At 69.1% G+C, this 16,144-nt stretch carries 15 protein-coding genes; 1 reads left to right on the plus strand and 14 read right to left on the minus strand.

Translation table 11 applies throughout. From position 1 onward, the window contains the following. Window positions 1-4 precede the first annotated feature (4 nt). From GV007_RS02670 to GV007_RS02730, 13 genes are all read right to left on the minus strand, one after another. Window positions 5-883 (minus strand): ATP-binding cassette domain-containing protein, encoded by an 879-nt coding sequence (locus tag GV007_RS02670; RefSeq protein ID WP_160070885.1) that lies wholly within the window; start codon window positions 881-883, stop codon window positions 5-7. Further along, entirely contained in the window at window positions 880-1,776 is an 897-nt protein-coding gene (locus GV007_RS02675) for an ABC transporter ATP-binding protein (RefSeq protein ID WP_236558265.1), read from the minus strand. Before GV007_RS02675 ends, GV007_RS02670 begins: the two co-directional genes overlap by 4 nt. After that, window positions 1,773-2,771, minus strand: coding sequence for an ABC transporter permease (locus GV007_RS02680; protein ID WP_104330259.1), 999 nt, complete (start codon window positions 2,769-2,771; stop codon window positions 1,773-1,775). Before GV007_RS02680 ends, GV007_RS02675 begins: the two co-directional genes overlap by 4 nt. Next, window positions 2,768-3,742, minus strand: coding sequence for an ABC transporter permease (locus GV007_RS02685; RefSeq protein ID WP_104330258.1), 975 nt, complete (start codon window positions 3,740-3,742; stop codon window positions 2,768-2,770). The genes GV007_RS02680 and GV007_RS02685 overlap by 4 nt, the downstream gene beginning before the upstream one ends. Window positions 3,743-3,747: 5 nt before the next feature. Further along, window positions 3,748-5,451, minus strand: a complete 1,704-nt coding sequence (locus GV007_RS02690) for an ABC transporter substrate-binding protein (protein ID WP_236558267.1) — start codon at window positions 5,449-5,451, stop codon at window positions 3,748-3,750. A 652-nt stretch (window positions 5,452-6,103) separates the two neighbouring features. Next, window positions 6,104-7,654: a PepSY-associated TM helix domain-containing protein gene (locus GV007_RS02695; protein WP_160071552.1), complete on the minus strand. Its 1,551-nt coding sequence runs from the start codon at window positions 7,652-7,654 to the stop codon at window positions 6,104-6,106. Next, on the minus strand, window positions 7,612-8,850 hold the full coding sequence (locus GV007_RS02700) for a Dyp-type peroxidase (RefSeq protein ID WP_160070886.1): 1,239 nt from the start codon (window positions 8,848-8,850) through the stop codon (window positions 7,612-7,614). The genes GV007_RS02695 and GV007_RS02700 overlap by 43 nt, the downstream gene beginning before the upstream one ends. Further along, window positions 8,850-9,458, minus strand: coding sequence for a copper chaperone PCu(A)C (locus GV007_RS02705; protein ID WP_160070887.1), 609 nt, complete (start codon window positions 9,456-9,458; stop codon window positions 8,850-8,852). Before GV007_RS02705 ends, GV007_RS02700 begins: the two co-directional genes overlap by 1 nt. Window positions 9,459-9,510: 52 nt before the next feature. After that, complete coding sequence (locus tag GV007_RS02710) at window positions 9,511-10,218, minus strand: copper resistance CopC family protein (RefSeq protein WP_160070888.1); 708 nt, start codon at window positions 10,216-10,218, stop codon at window positions 9,511-9,513. Between the two features lie 140 nt (window positions 10,219-10,358). Further along, window positions 10,359-11,156 (minus strand): hypothetical protein, encoded by a 798-nt coding sequence (locus tag GV007_RS02715; RefSeq protein ID WP_160070889.1) that lies wholly within the window; start codon window positions 11,154-11,156, stop codon window positions 10,359-10,361. A 22-nt stretch (window positions 11,157-11,178) separates the two neighbouring features. Continuing rightward, window positions 11,179-12,504, minus strand: coding sequence for a glycosyltransferase (locus GV007_RS02720; RefSeq protein WP_160070890.1), 1,326 nt, complete (start codon window positions 12,502-12,504; stop codon window positions 11,179-11,181). Further along, a complete protein-coding gene (locus tag GV007_RS02725) occupies window positions 12,501-13,202 on the minus strand; it encodes a lysophospholipid acyltransferase family protein (RefSeq protein ID WP_160070891.1) in 702 nt (233 codons plus the stop codon). The genes GV007_RS02720 and GV007_RS02725 overlap by 4 nt, the downstream gene beginning before the upstream one ends. Window positions 13,203-13,256: 54 nt before the next feature. Continuing rightward, window positions 13,257-13,814, minus strand: coding sequence for a hypothetical protein (locus tag GV007_RS02730; protein WP_160070892.1), 558 nt, complete (start codon window positions 13,812-13,814; stop codon window positions 13,257-13,259). Between the two features lie 170 nt (window positions 13,815-13,984). Between GV007_RS02730 and GV007_RS02735 the strand changes: the two genes are divergently transcribed. Beyond that, window positions 13,985-15,031 carry an alpha/beta hydrolase gene (locus GV007_RS02735; protein ID WP_236558269.1) on the plus strand — a complete coding sequence of 349 codons (1,047 nt, stop codon included), beginning with the start codon at window positions 13,985-13,987 and terminating at the stop codon, window positions 15,029-15,031. Window positions 15,032-15,513: 482 nt separating this feature from the next. Here GV007_RS02735 and GV007_RS02740 read toward each other — a convergent pair whose 3' ends face one another. Further along, complete coding sequence (locus GV007_RS02740; RefSeq protein ID WP_160070893.1) at window positions 15,514-15,960, minus strand: MarR family winged helix-turn-helix transcriptional regulator; 447 nt, start codon at window positions 15,958-15,960, stop codon at window positions 15,514-15,516. Window positions 15,961-16,144: the final 184 nt, after the last annotated feature.

Below are 16,144 nucleotides of genomic sequence, written 5' to 3' on the forward strand. Positions count from 1 at the left end.
TCACTCACGCTGACTCCTCCTGCTCTTCTCGTTCCCTGCGGCGGCGGGCCCGCTCGTTCTTCTTCCGCAGCGCATCCCATTCGGGGTTGATGCGCGGCACGGCGTCCAGGAGCGTGCGCGTGTACTCGTGCGTCGGCCGCTCGAACACCTGGTCGCGCTCCCCGATCTCCACGATGCGCCCTTCGCTCATGACCGCGACCCGCGTCGCTATCTGCCGCACCACGGCGAGGTCGTGCGCGATGAAGAGGTAGCTGAAGCCCTCCTCCTCCTGCAGCTGTCGGAGCAGATTGATCACCTGAGCCTGCACGGACACGTCGAGCGCCGAGACGGCCTCGTCGCAGATCACGAGCTTCGGGCCGACGGCGAGCGCACGCGCGATGCCGATGCGCTGTGCCTGCCCACCCGAGAACTGCGCTGCATAGCGCCCGGAATGATCCGGATCCAGTCCGACCCGCTCCATGAGACCCCTCGCGAAGCTCCTCGCTCCTCCGGGGATCTCGCGCCTCTGGTAGACGAGCGGCGCCGTGATGATGCGCTCGACCGTGTGGCGCGGGTTGAGCGACGAGAACGGGTCCTGGAAGACGACCTGGACCTCGCCCCGGAAGGCGTGCAGCTCCTTGCCCTTGATCGAGCTCACGTCCTGCCCTTGGAACTCGACGGTTCCGCTCGTGACATCCATGAGGCGCGCGACGAGCCGCGCCGTCGTCGACTTGCCCGATCCGGACTCGCCGACGAGCGCCAGCGTCTCGCCCTGGTGCACCTCCAGCGACACGTCGTCGACGGCACGGAAGCTCCTGCTCTTCGAGAACAGACCGCCGTTGCCCTCCGTGCTGAACTCGCGCACGAGGTGCTGAGCTCGCAGGAGCGGTTGCGTCTCGTTCATCGGGTCTCCTCCTGGCGCATGGTCTGCACTGGCACAGTCGTGGTGCGCAGCAGGCCGATCTCATCGTCGATGCGCGGCACCGCGTCGAGCAGCAGTCGCGTGTACGGCTCCTGCGGGTCGGTGAAGATCTGCTCGACGCTCCCCGACTCGACGAGCTCGCCGCGCTGCATGACGACGATCTGGTCGGCGACCTCGCTCACCACGGCGAGGTCGTGGGTGATGAGGATCATGCCGGCTCCCGTCTCCTTCCTGATCTCCGTGAGGAGGTCGAGGATCTGCGCCTGGACCGTCACATCCAGCGCAGTGGTCGGTTCGTCGGCGATGATCAGATCCGGTTCCATGCTCAGCGCCATGGCGATCATGACGCGCTGCCGCATGCCACCGGAGAACTGGTGAGGGTAGTGGTCGACCCGCCGGGCGGCGTCGCGGATGTGGACGCGCTCCATCGCCTCGATGGCGACCTTCCTCGCCTCCTTCCTGCCGACCCCGGTGCGGTGCGAGCGGTAGGCCTCCGCGATCTGCGTGCCCACGGTGTAATACGGGTTGAGCGACGACAGCGGGTCCTGGAAGATCATCGCGATGCGATCGCCTCGGATGGCCCGCATGGCGGGCTCGCGGAGCGTGCTCAGCTCCTGCCCGTCGAACACCAGCGACCCCGAACGCGCCGCGCCCTTCGGGAGGAGGCCCATGATGGCGAGGCTCGTCATCGACTTCCCCGAACCGGATTCGCCGACGATGCCGAGCGCCCCGCCCCTCGGCACGTCGAAGTCGATGCTCTTGACCACTTCGGTCCTGCCCTCGGCGGTCTCGAAGGACACGGTGAGGTCACGCACGCTGAGGAGCGAGCCAGCAGCGTCCGGCATGCCAGTGGATGAGGATGCGAGTGCGTTCATTTCGATGCTCCAACTCTGACCCGAGGGTCGATGACGGAGTACATGAGGTCGACGACCATGTTGCCGACGACGACGAGGAATGCCGCCAGCAGGGTGACGCCCATGATGACGGGCTGATCGTTCTTCGTGATCGAGTCGGCGGCGAGCTTGCCGACACCGTTGATGCCGAAGACCGTCTCCGTGATGAGCGCGCCGCCGAGGAGGCCGGCGAAGTCCATCCCGAAGATCGTGACGATCGGCGTGAGCGCGGGTCGCAGCGCATGCCTGCGCCAGACGAGGCTGGGCCGCAGGCCCTTCGCCTTCGCCGTGCGCACGTAGTTCTCCTGCAGCGTGTCGATCACGTTCGCGCGGGTGAGGCGCGTGTACGTGGCCGCGTAGCCGATGGAGAGCACCACCCAGGGCATGATGAAGTTCAGGAACCACTGCACCGGATTGTCGAGGAACGGCACGGCCTGCGGAAACGGCAGCCAGCCCAGCGAGACGACGAGCACGAACTGCAGCACGAGCGCGAGCACGTAGTTCGGGATGGACATCCCGCCGAGCGTGAGGCCCGTGATGAAACGGTCCGCGAACTTCCCCTCCTTGACGGCGCTGATCACGCCGCCCATCACGCCGGCGAGGAGCCAGAGGACGGCGGCGCCGATCGCGACGGTGGCCGAGACGGGCAGACGCTGCATGATCATCTCGGTGACCGGCTGGCTCGACTGGAACGAGTAGCCGAGGCAGGGCGCGGCGCATTCGATGACGGAGCCGCTCGCCTCATAGGTGCGACCGAACACGAGCCCGCCGAGGAAGGTCCAGAACTGCGTCCAGAACGGCAGGTCGAGGCCGAGGTTCTCGCGGATCTGATCGATGCGCTCCGGGGTGCAGTTCTTACCGCAGATCTGCACGGCAGGATCGGGCGAGAGCACGAAGAACACGATGAACGTGAACAGGCTGACGAGGAACAGCACGAGGATCATGCCGAGCAGGCGATTGATGGCGTAGCGGGTCATGAGCGGGCCTCCCCTGACTCGGCGAGCTTCTTGATCCGGTCGCCGAGCACCGTGAACGAGAGCACGAGCAGGAACAGGAACACGCCGGGGATGAGGAAGTACATGGGGTCGACGGCGTACCAGCCGACGGAGCTCGCGATCATCTGCCCCCAGGAGGGCGTGGGCGGCACGACACCGACGCCGAGGAAGGACAGGCCAGCCTCGGTGCCCACGTAGCCCGGGATCGCGAGCGTCGTCATGACGATGATCGTCGAGCGCAGGTTCGGCAGGATCTCCCTGAAGATGATCTGCAGGCTCGACGCGCCGGATGCCTTCGCCGACTCGACGTACTCCCGCTGCTTGATCGACATCGTCTGGCCCCGCACGATGCGGGCCAGGTACGGCCAGCCGAAGACCGAGATGACGAGGACGAGCAGCAGCTGCCGATTGTCTGCGGGAAGCGCGGACAGGACGGCGATCATGAAGATGAGGGCCGGGAACGCCATGAGGAACTCCATGACGCGGGAGATGATCGTGTCGACCCACCCGCCGAAGTAACCGGCCAGCAGCCCGAAGACGACGCCCATGATGCTCGTGAGGGCGGTCGCGGACAGCGCGATGGTCATGGACACCTGCGCGCCGTAGACGATACGGGCGAAGATGTCGCGACCGCTGCCGGGCTCCACGCCGAACCAGTGCTCGGCGCTGATGCCGCCCCAGGGGCCGAGAGGCACGCCACCCAGGTTCGGGTCGATGGCGCTCTGGTCGAAGGCGTACGGGTCCCATCCGCTCAGCTTGACGAGCAGCGGGGCAGCGAGCGCCATCACGATGATGAGCACGATGTACGTGCTCGAGAGCACGGCGCCCCAGTCGCGGAAGAACGCGCGGGCGAGCCGACGGCCGGAGGCAGGTGGTGCATCCAAGGTCTCAGCGAGACCCGGATCACCACCTGCCGTGCCCTCGACCTCAAGGTTGGTCGACGAGAAGGTCATGACGATTAGCCCCTAGACGGGTCCGCGAGGCCGACGATGGTCAGGTCGGTCATGCTCGTGCTCGGGGAGTAGCCTGCGATGTTCTCGCCTGGCAGGAAGACGCCCTTCTCGAGGACCAGCGGGGCGATGGGCGCGAGTTCCATGATCTGCTTGTCGAGCTCGCCCCACGCGGTGTTCGCCGCGTCGAGGTCGGTCATGGCCTTGATCTCGTCGATGCGGTCGTTGATCGCAGGGTCGTTGATCTGCGCCAGGTTCGAGTTGCCCTTGTCGGTGATGTTGCGTCCGTCGAAGAGCGGCGGCAGGAACGTGCTGGCGCTCGACGCCCAGTCGGGGCACCAGCCAGTGATGGCTGCGTCGTGCTGCTGCGAGGGTGTGCCGATCGTCTCGTAGTAGGTCGAGGTGTCGATGACGTTGAGGGCGACGTCGATGCCGAGCGGCGCGAGCGCCTGCTGGATCGCCTCTGCCTGGGCCTGCATCTTGGGCTGCGAGCGGATGTCGAGGGTGAACGAGAATCCGTCGCCGACACCAGCCTCCTGGAGGAGCTTCTCGGCTTCTGCCGTGTTCCCGGCGAAGTCGTCGCTCGGGTACAGGTCGTAGTCGAGGTGGCCGTTGACGGCCGCCGGGATGATGGCGGTTGCCGGGTCTGCCAGCTGGTTGCCGCCTGACGCGTTCTGCACTGCCGAGCGGTCGATGGCGTAGTTGATGGCCTGGCGCACCTTGACGTCCTTGAACACGTCCTTGCTGGTGTTCATGGACATGTAGGTCGTGCAGAAGGCAGGTGAGGTCACCATGCGCTCCTGCAGCTGCGGGGTCTGGAGGCGGGGGAGGCTCGCTGCCTGGACGACCCCGGCAATGGCGTTGACATCCGCCGACTGCCCCGCGATCATGCGCTCGTCGATGGTGGCCGGGTCGAGGCCGATGTCGAACTGCCACGCGTCCGGGTACGCCTCGCGCACGTCATCGGTGTCCGGGTCCCAGTTCTCGTTGCGCACGAGCTTGATCGCCGTGCCGGGGGTGTAGCTGTCGAGGGTGTACGGGCCCGACGCGATGATGTCGTTGATGAACTCGCTGCCGCCGCCGGTTCCAAGGGGGAACGGGACGGCGTTGGCTTGTGCGAGCACGTTATCGAACTCGGGGAAGGGAGCCTTGAGGTTGAAGACGATGGTCTGCTCGTCTGGTGTCTCGATCGTCGGCAGGTCGCCCGTGACGTAAGGGCCTTCGTACCCCTCGGGTGCGTCGATGACCTGCTTGAGGTACGGCGAGCCGATACCGATCTCGGGGTCCCAGGCGCGCGAGATGCCGAACTTGACCTCCGCGGAGGTGATCGGGTCGCCGTTGTCGAATTTCAGGCCCTCTTTGAGCGTGTAGGTCCACTTGAGGCCGTCTTCAGACTGCTCGCCGAGGCCTTCAGCCAGGTCGGCGACGATCGCGTTCGGGTCCTCGGCGTTGCCGGCCGCCTGCATCGTGAGGCCTCGGTAGATGAGACGGTAGAAGGCGTTCACGCCCCCGTCGAATCCGCGCGCGGGGTCGAGGTAGGAGAAGTCGGCGTTCTGCAGCATGTGCACGGTGCCGCCGGTGGCTGGTTCACCGCTGGCGCCTCCTTCGGCCTGTGGCGCTGCTCCTCCACCGCAGGCGCTCAGCAGCATGATCGACGTCGTCGCCAGGGCTAGGACGCCGGCGAGCCTGGTTTTCTTCACGGGGTTTCTCACGGGGTTTCCTCTCTGAGGGTCTTCGTTGCGAAGACGAGGGCTTCTGCTCTCCGTCGCGCTCTCGCGACGAAATGAGAGCGATCACATTTACGACAGACGAAAGCGGCTGCTGACAGCCGCACACACCTCCGGTGTGAAATGTGACATATCACTTGAACTCGAATCGCTGCCGTACGGAGACACGGCTCCATACGACACCCGCAACATTTCCCTGGTGTGCAAGAAATGTTTCGCCCACGTGAAATCCAAGCGGCGGTGCGAGCCTCCCTTGACCCGCATCTCCCCCGGCGACGACTGCGGATGCGAAGCCGTGCAGAAGGGGGCGTGCGTCTTGGCCATGTGAACTCCGTCGGTCACTGCGGGCTGGAATCTGGTCGCTCGAGTCGGGGTAACGTATCACACAGCACTCCGAGCGCACGTGCACTCACCGCCACCCCCAGCGCACGAAGCTGCCACGTCGACCGCGAGAATCCTCCGATTCCAGTGACGTCGTGGACATCGATGTCGACGTCGTCGCGACCGACACCCTCCGCCGTGAAGCCCGCGATCGCGCCCTCCGCGAGGCAGTCGCAGTGTGACCATCACTGAGAAAGCCTCGCAGAAGACGCGAGACGGGGCGACACGTGTGCTCAGATCATCGCCCTGCGCACCTTCACTTGCACGTCGACGTCCCTGAGCTGCGCCGAGAGCTCTCGAAGACCGTCCTGTCGGCCCTGGAAGGGTGAGCAGCTGCCCGCCGTCGAGCAACCGCGCCGAGCACGACGTCGGCGACGAGGAAAGCGGCGAGCGAGATTCCCATGAGCGGCAGGAACACTCCGACCGCCGCCGCACCGGCCAGCACCAGCAGAACGCCCCACCACGGCGCGCGCCGGAGCGTTCCCCGCGGCGGTGACGCGCCCACACGACGCGACTGGTCGTGCTTCGGGCGCCGCTGCCACCACATGACGTAGCCCCACACGACCATCGCCGCGATGCCGATGGCGACGGCGAACAGCACGAGCTGGTTCGCGAGGCCGAACATGGAGCCCATGTGCAGGTCGATGCCCCAGCGGCTGAGCTTCGCGACCGGCCCGAACTCGGCGAAGTCGACCCGGTCGACGACCTGCATCGTCGCGCCATCGATGGCCACCGCATCCACCTCGGTCGGGAAGCTGCGCTGGATCTCCTGCACGACCCACGCCGTGCCCGGCTCGGCCGGCGGCCGGATCTCGACGAGCCCCGTGTTGACGTTCACCTCCTGCGCGACCGAGAGCACCGAGTCGTAGGCGCGCGGGCTCAGCGCTGCGACGTCGGCACTCGGCGTCGGCGCACCGTGACTGTGCCCGTGCCCGGCGTGTTCGTCGGCAGCAGGGCTGCCTGCGCCGTCGAGGCTCGTGCTGACCGAAGGCGTCGTCCAGCCCACGGCGGCGCGCAGCTCACTGAAGTTCGCCCCGCCGTACTGCGACCAGGTGATGCCCGTGACCGACAGGAAAAGGGCCCCGGCGAGCACCCAGATACCGGTGGATGCGTGCAGGCTGCGCGTGCGAACGAACCCTGTCGCCGCGAGGTTCGGCCGCAGCAGCTCGCGCTGCTGCGACGCCCGCTTCGCACGGCGAGCCCGCTGATACCTGGTCACCCAGAGGCCAGCTCCGGCGAGCGCGACGACCCCGAGCCAGGACGCCGCGAGCTCGCTGTAGAGCCTGCCGGCATCGCCGAGGTGGAGGCTGCGGTGCAGGTCGGAGACCCAGGTTCGGAACGGCAGGGAGCCCGAGGTGCCATACACGGGCAGGTCCCCGCGCACCTCGGCGGTCGCGGGATCGACGAAGACGGCGCGGGTCCTGCTCTCCCCCAGTCCAGCATCCGCATACATGACTCGCGTCGTGTCGCCGGGTTCCGGCGCCGGCCGCACCGCGACGATCGCCGGGGAGGCTCCGGCCGGCCCATCCCCGACGTAGGCGTCGGCCGCTTCGATCTGCTCGGCGAGCGGCAGGTACTCGTCCGCCGTCGGCGCGTGCAGCTCGCGGTCGTACACGAGCTGCTCGACCTGCGGTGTCAGCGCGTACAGGGCACCACTCAGCGCGGCGATGAGGATGAACGGGCCGACAAACACGCCTGCGAAGAAGTGGAGACGCATCAGCAGCTGAGCGAACCAGCCTCGCCGTGGAGTCGGACGCGCAGCGCTCACGCGAGGATCCCCTCTCCGATGTAGCCGCCTTCCGCGCATCCGGGTGGGATGGCGAACACCGCGGAGCCGATCGGCGTCGTCCACTCGTTGAGCAGATCGAGCTCGTCGAGGCGCCGCTGAACGGGCACGAACTGCGCGTCCACATCCGCCTGGAAGGAGATGAAGAGCAGGCCGGAGTTCGAGATCTGCTCGCCGCTCGGGGCGTCGTCGTAGTTGTAGCCGCGGCGGAAGAACCGCTCCGCCGTGTTCTCCGACCGCGCCCGCCGCAGGTGCGAGAACTCGGCGATGACGGGGAATCCCGCGGCGTTCTTGGCGGTGAAGTCGGGCTCGTCGTGCTCCTGGGTGCCGGTGAGCGGGGCCCCGTTCGCGAGGGTGCGCCCGACCGACTGCTCGCGGCCGCTGCGGTCGAGCCTGTCCCACTTGTCGAGGTCCATGCTGATGCGCCGCACCACCATGCCCGTCCCTCCCGCGAACGCGCCTTCCGTGATCCACACGAGCTGCTCGAAGTCGACGGTCGGCGGCGCGGGGTTGACGGTGCCGTCGACCTGCCCGAACAGGTTCCGCATCGTCGTGCCGGATGCCTCGGAGCCGCGTGCCCGGCGGAACCCGGGCTGCGTCCACCGCACGGTCGCGAAGCTGCGGGTGTCCTTCAGCAGCATCCGCAGCGCGTGGGCGACGGTGAACGGGTCGTCGGCGGCGACCTGCAGGAGCAGGTCGCCGTCGTTCCACGCGTCCTCGAGGCGGTCGATGCCGAAGGCAGGGAGTGGCCGCAGCCAGGCGGGGGCCTGCGTCGGGGAGGTGGAGGCGCGGCGGACGAACTCCGGGCCGAACCCGAACGTGACCGTGAGGTTCGCGGGCACGTGCGCGAGCTCGGGTTCGGAGTCGGCGAGCGCCGGTTCGCCGCGGGCGAGCCTCGCCGCGTCGTCGGTGAGGAGCTGCATGAGGCGGCGCAGCGCGTCGCGGTCGGTGCCGTCGCGCAGGTCGAGGGCCACGAGTGTCGCGTGCGCCTGCGGCGGCGTCGCGATGCCGGCCTGATGCTGGCCGTAGAACGGGACGGTGTCATCCCCCGGCACGGGAACGGGAACGCTGTCGTCCTGGCTCGCAACGGGTGCCGCGAGGCGGAGCGCCTGGTCTGCGCCGATGGCCGCGGCCGCGCCGAACCCGGCGACAGCCCCTCCGAAGAGGAGCTGCCGCCGAGTCGGGCGGGTGCGACCAGGGCTCTGGTCGCCGTGCATCAGCTGTTGTCCGCGTGGTCGCTGTGGTCGGCGTGGTCGCTGTGGTCCATCTCCGTGTCGCCGCCCATGTCATCCATGTCGCCGTCTTCGTAGGTCTCGTTGGCGCCCGCGTAGTCCTTGGCAGGGGCGGTGAAGTCGAGCGTCGAGTCGTCCGAGAACGTGAGGGTGAACGTGACCTCGTCGCCCGCGACGATGGGCTCCGGCAGGTCCATGAGCATGATGTGGTTGCCACCGGGCTCGAGGGTGAGCGCTTCACCGGCGGCGATCGTGAATCCGCCGCCCTTCTCGCGCATCGTCATCTCGCCGGTCTCGTTCGCGACCGTCTCGTGCAGCTCGAGGGCGGTGGATGCCGGGCTCGCGACCGACACGATCGTCACGTCCCCCGCCCCCGTGTTCTCGATCTCGCCGAATGCGGCGGACATGCCGGAGTCCTCGGCCTTGACCCAGGTGTTCTCGACGGTGACGGACTCGGCGGCGGGCGTCGCCGAGTCGGCATCCGCACCGGTGGCGGTGCTTGCCGTCGCGCACCCCGTGAGGGCGAGCGCCGCGGCCGTGAGGAAGGCTGCTGCTGCGAGTGGGCGGGTGGTGCTCGTGGTCATGCTGGTCATGAGTTGGGTTCCTTTTCTGGAGGAGAAGAAGCGAATGTGTTGGGCGGCGGAGTCAGCGCGCATCGGCGTCGCCGTCCTGCTGGGCGCCCTTGCGGGAGCGGACGATCACCCAGGCGACGCCGAGCGCGACGACCGCGCCCAAGCCGCCGATGAGGAGCAGCCGCGGCACGTCGAACGCCGACCGGGAGGTGACCTCGGCCGTGGGCTCGGTCGTCGCGCCGGAGTCGGACTCCGACGCAGGGGCCGAGTCGGCGTCAGACACGGCCGCCTCGCTTGGCGCCGGTGTGGCGACCTCTGCGGCGAGCGCATCCGCTGCACTCGCATCGCCGACCGTGAACGGAATCGTGCCGGTGATCGGGTGCCCGTCTGACGAGACGACGCGCCAGTTGATGGTGTACGAGCCGTCCGGCAGCGCGTCGTCGATGGTGCTCGTGACCGCGGAGCCGTCGATGACCGGTTCGCCGGTCGCCCAAGCGGTGCCGGCGGCGTCCTCGAGGACGATCATCGGACCGATGTCCATGATGTCGGCGGAGTAGCGGAGCGTGATGTCGGCAGGTGCCGCGTCGAGGGCCGCCCCCGGCGCTGGTGCGCTCTCGATGAGCTGGTCGTGGGCCTGCGCGGGGGCCGCGCCCGCGAAGCCCAGGAGGCAGGCCACGAGCAGCGCGAGCACTGCGGAGGCCGCGCGGACGACGCGCTTCGGTTCGGTGGTCGGTGGGAGGAGTGCTTGGGTCGTTGAAAGGGGAGTTGAGTCGATTGACATCTCGAGAATTCCTCGGGTCTGTCCGACCGCACGCGAACCGAGCGCGCAGAGCGCGCGCGGCTGCCGCGGACGGAGAAAATTCGACGCCGGCCCGCACCGGATCGCCTCCCCCGTGGAAGCGGGGTCGAGGGGATGCGGTGCTAGTTCGAGGTCGCGAACGTTGAGGGTCGCGGGGGCGCGGGCGGGCCGCGTCGCGGCTGCGTGCGCCCGGCGCGAACCGTCAGCGACGGTACCCAGGGCAGATCGAGTGGCGCCGAGTCGACGGGCGCCGTGGGGCGCTCGCCTCGGGCGAGGAGGAGGATCGTGCGCAGCAACGGCAGCAGCAGCTCGACTGCCGAGTCCCTCGCCTTGGCGAGGCTCGCGACGAGCGTCTCCCCGAAGAAGAGGGCGAGGGCCGTCAGCACCGCGGCCACGGCGTGCATCGCCCACATGAGCGCGCCGTCGTGGGCCAGGTGCAGCGCCGCCCCGGAGGGAACCGCGCTGCCCGCGGTCGACGCGAAGTCAGCCATGGCGGAGGCCGCGGCGAGCTGGCCGTGGCCGGCGTGCGCATCCGCCGCCGGCCCCGCGCCGACGGCCGCAGACGGCGTGCCGAGCACGAAGAGCGTGTGGAAGAGGAACTGGCTGGCCCCGACCGACAGGGCAAGGCGCAGCGAGTCGGTGCGGATGCGCGCGAGCAGCAGGCACGCGAGCACGGCAAGGCCGAACGGGAAGGCGACGCCGAGGAGGCCAGGCATGCCGCCACCTGCGAGGACGTGCGAGGCAAGCGCGATGAACGTGGAGACGGAGGCGGCGACGAACGCGAGCTGCACCCGGCGGACCCGGGCGGCATCGCGCGGTCGCTGATCGACGGGCGCGGCCAGGCCGGCCTCGAAGTCGAGATCGGTGCCTCGCAACTCCACTTCACCCATGGTGGGTGTCAGCAGGCCGGTCGAGGTCACCCCTCAAGTCTAGGCGGCTCTTCTACGCCTCGTAGACGCGGCCCTTCCACGCGACGCGGCGTCGCCCGGCCAGCGCGTAGACGGGCAGCACGAGCAGCGGACTGATCGGGCCCAGGATCCCCTCCGCCAGGTCGAGCGGTCGGCGTCGCCCCGTGATGACGCTCACGAGGGCGCGGTCGAGCAGCCCCGCGATGCGCACGAGGTGCAGGATGCGTGCCGTCGCGCCCCTGCCCGCGCTGGCTTGGGCATCCGGCCACACCCGCAGCACCCAGGGCAGCGTGTAGACGCAGATCGTGAGGAGGCTCGTCGCCGCCATCAGCGCTCGAGAACCGTGGTGGAGGCCGAGGAGCGACTTCGCGAAGCCGCGCACGGAGCTGCCGTAGCCGTCGTACATGCGCACGGCGATGGCGCTTCCGCCGCGCACGACGACAACCCGCCCGCCAGCGGCGCGCATCCGCTCGGCAAGGCGCATGTCCTCGACGAGCTCACCGCTCACGGCCGCATGGCCGCCGATGCGGTCGTAGGCGGCGCGGGTGAACGCCATGACCTGGCCGTTCGCGACGACCGGCGCGCGCCGGTGTTGCAGGGCCACGGGCACCGAGCCGAGCACGACGGCGTCGTTCAACGGGGTGATGAGCCGCTCGCCGAGCGTTCGCGTCTCCTGGCGCGGGAACACCGTGAGCAGATCGGCGCGGGACGCGCGCATGGTGGCCAGCAGCGCATCGAGCGCGCCGGGGCTCCAGCGCACGTCGGCGTCGGTGAACACCAGCACGTCGCTCGGGTGCCGCGCGACGGCGTCTGCCTCTGCCTCTGCCTCGGCTGCTTCAGGATCTCCTGACCAACATCGGTGCGATTCCGAGTGTTCTCGGCCCGAAGCGGGCGCTGCCGGCGGATTCTGCACTGAAGTTGGACACTGGCTTGCGCGACCAGCGGGACCGGGAGCGGCACGACCGGAAAAAGGAGCGGGGGCGGGAGCGGGCGCAACTGCCTCGGCGAGCTGCGCGCACGACCAGTTCTTGCCCGTCCAGCCGTCGGGGCGAGGCGCGCCGCCGAGCACCCGGGCGCCCGCCGACTCGCTGAGGGCCCTCGTCGCGTCGCTCGACTCGTCGTCGAGCACGACGACCTCATCGGCGCCCTGCCCGAGGAACCCTGGCAGCGTCTCCCGCAGGGTCGCCTCCTCGTCGCGGGCGGGGATCAGCAGCGAGACGCGAGGGGCCCGCTGTCGAGCTGGTGCGCCGGCCCGCAGACTCGGCTGCGTCAACAGGTTCCCGAGCAGCACGACGGCCCGGGCACCGAGGTAGGCGAGCGCGATTCCGGCGACGGCGCGGCTCGCGAGCACCCGGTTCACCCGCGCCCCCTGCCGCGCGCCCCGCCGCGGCGCATCCCGAAGCCCTCGGGCCTCGTCAGGTAGGCGAGCATCCGCCCGGCGATCCCGACCCGGTCTCGGCGGAAGCGCTGCGCGTCGAACACGACCCGGTAGCCGGGCAGCGGGCGGGCGGGATCGGCGGCGTCGAGCGCCCGGTCGAGCTCGCCGAGCATCGACGCGAGCGCCGCCCGGAGCTGCTCCGGGCGCACGGGTGCGCCGAAGCGGATGAACGCCTCCGGCTTCGCGGCACCCCGAAGGACGACGCGGATCGCGACGGGCACAAGCGGCACTCCAGCTCGCTCCGCGACCCACTCGGCACCAGGGTGCAGGTCGGACAGGCCGCGTCCGGCGCGCAGCTCGCCCTCCGGGAAGATCAGCGCCCAATCGCCCGCCCGGGCGCGAGCCACGAGAGTGCGGAGCGCGCGCGGAGGAACGGCACCGACCAGCCTCAGGAACGGGAAGCGCTGCAGCTGCTCGTCGCCCATCATGACGGCGACATCGGAGCCGACGTTCCTGGCGAAGAGGCCGATGAGGTAGGCGTCCCACCAGGAGCCGTGGTTCGCGGCGAGCACCGCCCCGCCCGCCGGGGGCGTGCCCGTGACGGCGATCGAGAGCAGCCCCGTCCGCACGTCGCGCACAGCGCTGCGCACGAGCAGTGCGCGGGCCAGGCGAAGCATCATGGTGTGCTCGACGCTATCGCAGGCGAGGGAGCGACAGGCCGGGCGGACGAACGCTCACCAGCCGCGCAGGCCCGCGGCGACGACGCCCCCGACGACGAGCAGGAAGACCAGCAGGTCCGTCCAGGTGGCGACGAGCTCGTTCAGGCTCTTGCCGCGCTTCGCGAGGTGGCGCAGGCCCGCGAGGCCGAGGTAGATCGCCCCGGGGAGCGCCCCGATGAGCCCCCAGCCGGGGACGAGCGAGGAGACGAGTGCGACCACGCCGAGGCTGAGGTTGGCGAGACCGAGCTCCTGGACGACCTGCGCGGTCGCCGCTCCGGTCTTCGTCATCGTGTCGGTCGAGGCACCGGTTCCGGTGCCCGTATCGCCCCGTTCGGCGTCGTCGTCAGGAGCGTCCTCCGAGTCGCCGTGCGCCGCTCCGAGGATCGTCTGCGTGGTGCGCCGAGGGTTCGTGAGCTGGCTGATGCCGGCGACGATGAGGCGGATCCCCACTCCCCAGAACGCGAACCAGATCCCGAACACGATGGCCGGGTTCCCGCCCGCGACGCCCAGGTGGACGCCGCCGAAGATCAGCGGCAGCACCACTGTCTGGAGGATCACGAGGAGGGCGTACATGCACGGTCCGATCGGCGTCGGGATGCCCGCAGCATCACTGCCGATCTGAGCGGTCAGTGCTGCATCGCTGCATCGAGGGAGGGGTGATCTGCACGCTATTGCATGCCGAGTCCCGCCGACAACACGGCGACGTGCGTTTACATGGACCGTCGTGCTGAAAGAATGGCCGGGTGAGCATCCACCCGAGTGTCACGCCGAAGAAGCCCTGGTACCGGCGCAAGAGTAGGACGGTGCCCCTCGGCGTGCTCTCCGCGGGGCTCGTGGGCGCGATCATCTGGGTGTCGACCCCCTGGCCAGCTGCCATGCTCATCCGCGCCCTGTTCGAGCTCGACGCGAAGCGCACCATCACCGAGATGGAGACGTTCGCCCCGACCGCCGACACCCTGCAGGCGCAGCTCGACGTCCCCTACGGCGACGACGGATCCGACACGACCTTCGACCTCTACTCCCCCGCTGGCACGAGCGAGGCGCTGCCGACGGTCGTGTGGATCCACGGGGGCGCGTGGATCTCCGGCGGCAAGCAGAACGTCGACCCGTACGTGCAGATCCTCGCCGCCGAGGGGTTCACGACGGTCGCCCTGAACTACACGGTGGCCCCCGAGGCCACGTACCCGACGGCGCTCACGCAGCTGAACGACGCGCTCGCACACCTCACCGAGCACGCCGCCGAGTACAACATCGACCCGAGCCGCATCGTCCTCGCCGGCGACTCCGCTGGCGCGCAGCTCGCAAGCCAGCTCGCGACACTCGCCACGAACCCCGACTATGCCGAGCTCGTCGGTCTGAAGCCGGCGCTCGCCGGCGATCAGATCGCCGGGATGGTGCTGAACTGCGGCATCTACGACGTGAGCGGCATCCCGGACGCGCCCGGCCTCGGCGGTTACGGCTTCCGCGTCGCCCTGTGGGCCTACCTGGGCGAGAAGGACTGGTCGCAGACGCCCGGCGGCCTCGAGATGTCGACCCTCGACTCCGTGACCGCCGACTTCCCGCAGACGTGGATCTCCGGCGGCAACGCCGACCCGCTCACCTCGAACCAGTCGCAGCCGTTCGCGGCGAAGCTGCAGGGGCTCGGCGTTCCGGTCACGACCGTCTTCTATCCGGACGACCACCAGCCGGCGCTGCAGCACGAATACCAGTTCAAGCTCGAGGGGGCGGATGCGCAGAGCGCGCTCACCTCGACGATCGACTTCCTGAAGTCGGTCACGTCGGCCGCCTGACCGCAGCACGCCGCACGCCGCCCCCAACCCGCAACCCAGCCAATAGGTCACTTTCACCCCGTTCTCGGGGTCGAGATGGGGCGAAGCTGACCTATTCGGCGGTCCCCCGACCCCGAAGACGTTCCCGACCCCCATGACGAGGATGAGGATCGGTGAGCCCAGGGTGATGGCCGCCAGCAGGGCCGTGTCGTCGAGCGAGCCGATGAATCCCGCATTGGTGAGGTTGTAGATCGCCCCGACGATCATCGCGGCCGCCATGGGCACGCAGAGGTGCAGGAGTGCGCTGACGATCGGTGCCGACGAGAGGTACCAGCGGTTCGTGTGCGCCGCATCCGGGGTGGCCTCACGGGTCGCCGACAGATCGGCCTTGGCTTCGGTTTCTGGTGGTGTGCTCATGGTTGCTTCTTTCTGGGCAGGACGGAGCGCGCGCCGACACTCGTCGGCACGTGAGGGGGCGCGACTCGGTCGCGCGTCTCGGAGGGCTAGTCGCGCACTGGCTGCGGGAGCTGAGCCGTGATCTTGGCGAGCAGCGCCTGGAACGCGACTCGCTCGTCGGGGTCGAGCGGCGCGAGGATCGTCTCGTCTGCGGCGATCATGGCCTCCTCGAAGCCCGCGATGAGCTCGGCTCCCGCAGGCGTTGCATAGACGCGCTTGGTGCGCTCGTCGCCACCCTCGGTTCGGCGTTCGATGAGCCCTCGCCCTTCAAGGCCGCGAAGCAGACTCGAGACGCTCGCGGGGGTCGTGCGACTCATGCGAGCGAGCTCCGATTGGCTCGCCCCTGGGCTCTGCACGAGGTAGCCGAGCACGAAGCTCTGCGGCCGGGTGAGCTCGCGCTCACGTGTCCAGTCTTCCCCGGCCTTCATCTGCGCCCAGCTGATCCATCGAACGAACTCGAGGGGCGTGCGTGGGGCTGGCGCTTTATTCGACATAGTTAGAACTATTACAGTTAGACTTCTAACTGTCAAGATGGCACAGCCTGGAACACGCGCCTCACGCGTAGACTGGGCTGATTCCCCGGGAGGAGCAACGATGCCCGAACCGAAGCATCCAGAGAAGCGCGCGAAGCCCGAAGCCGGCGTGACGCGCATCGTCGAGAACATCGACGAGACCGCC

It is taken from the genome of Pseudoclavibacter sp. 8L (genome assembly GCF_902506465.1).
Lineage (GTDB): Bacteria > Actinomycetota > Actinomycetes > Actinomycetales > Microbacteriaceae > Pseudoclavibacter.

What these genes read in the sequence shown, in the direction of transcription:
- GV007_RS02670 (WP_160070885.1), bottom strand. Translation starts at nt 883, where the DNA reads ATGAACGAGACGCAACCGCTCCTGCGAGCTCAGCACCTCGTGCGCGAG.
- GV007_RS02675 (WP_236558265.1), bottom strand. Translation starts at nt 1,776, where the DNA reads ATGAACGCACTCGCATCCTCATCCACTGGCATGCCGGACGCTGCTGGC.
- GV007_RS02680 (WP_104330259.1), bottom strand. Translation starts at nt 2,771, where the DNA reads ATGACCCGCTACGCCATCAATCGCCTGCTCGGCATGATCCTCGTGCTG.
- GV007_RS02685 (WP_104330258.1), bottom strand. Translation starts at nt 3,742, where the DNA reads ATGACCTTCTCGTCGACCAACCTTGAGGTCGAGGGCACGGCAGGTGGT.
- GV007_RS02695 (WP_160071552.1), bottom strand. Translation starts at nt 7,654, where the DNA reads ATGCGCGGAAGGCGGCTACATCGGAGAGGGGATCCTCGCGTGAGCGCT.
- GV007_RS02700 (WP_160070886.1), bottom strand. Translation starts at nt 8,850, where the DNA reads ATGCACGGCGACCAGAGCCCTGGTCGCACCCGCCCGACTCGGCGGCAG.
- GV007_RS02705 (WP_160070887.1), bottom strand. Translation starts at nt 9,458, where the DNA reads ATGACCAGCATGACCACGAGCACCACCCGCCCACTCGCAGCAGCAGCC.
- GV007_RS02710 (WP_160070888.1), bottom strand. Translation starts at nt 10,218, where the DNA reads ATGTCAATCGACTCAACTCCCCTTTCAACGACCCAAGCACTCCTCCCA.
- GV007_RS02725 (WP_160070891.1), bottom strand. Translation starts at nt 13,202, where the DNA reads ATGATGCTTCGCCTGGCCCGCGCACTGCTCGTGCGCAGCGCTGTGCGC.
- GV007_RS02730 (WP_160070892.1), bottom strand. Translation starts at nt 13,814, where the DNA reads ATGTACGCCCTCCTCGTGATCCTCCAGACAGTGGTGCTGCCGCTGATC.
- GV007_RS02740 (WP_160070893.1), bottom strand. Translation starts at nt 15,960, where the DNA reads ATGTCGAATAAAGCGCCAGCCCCACGCACGCCCCTCGAGTTCGTTCGA.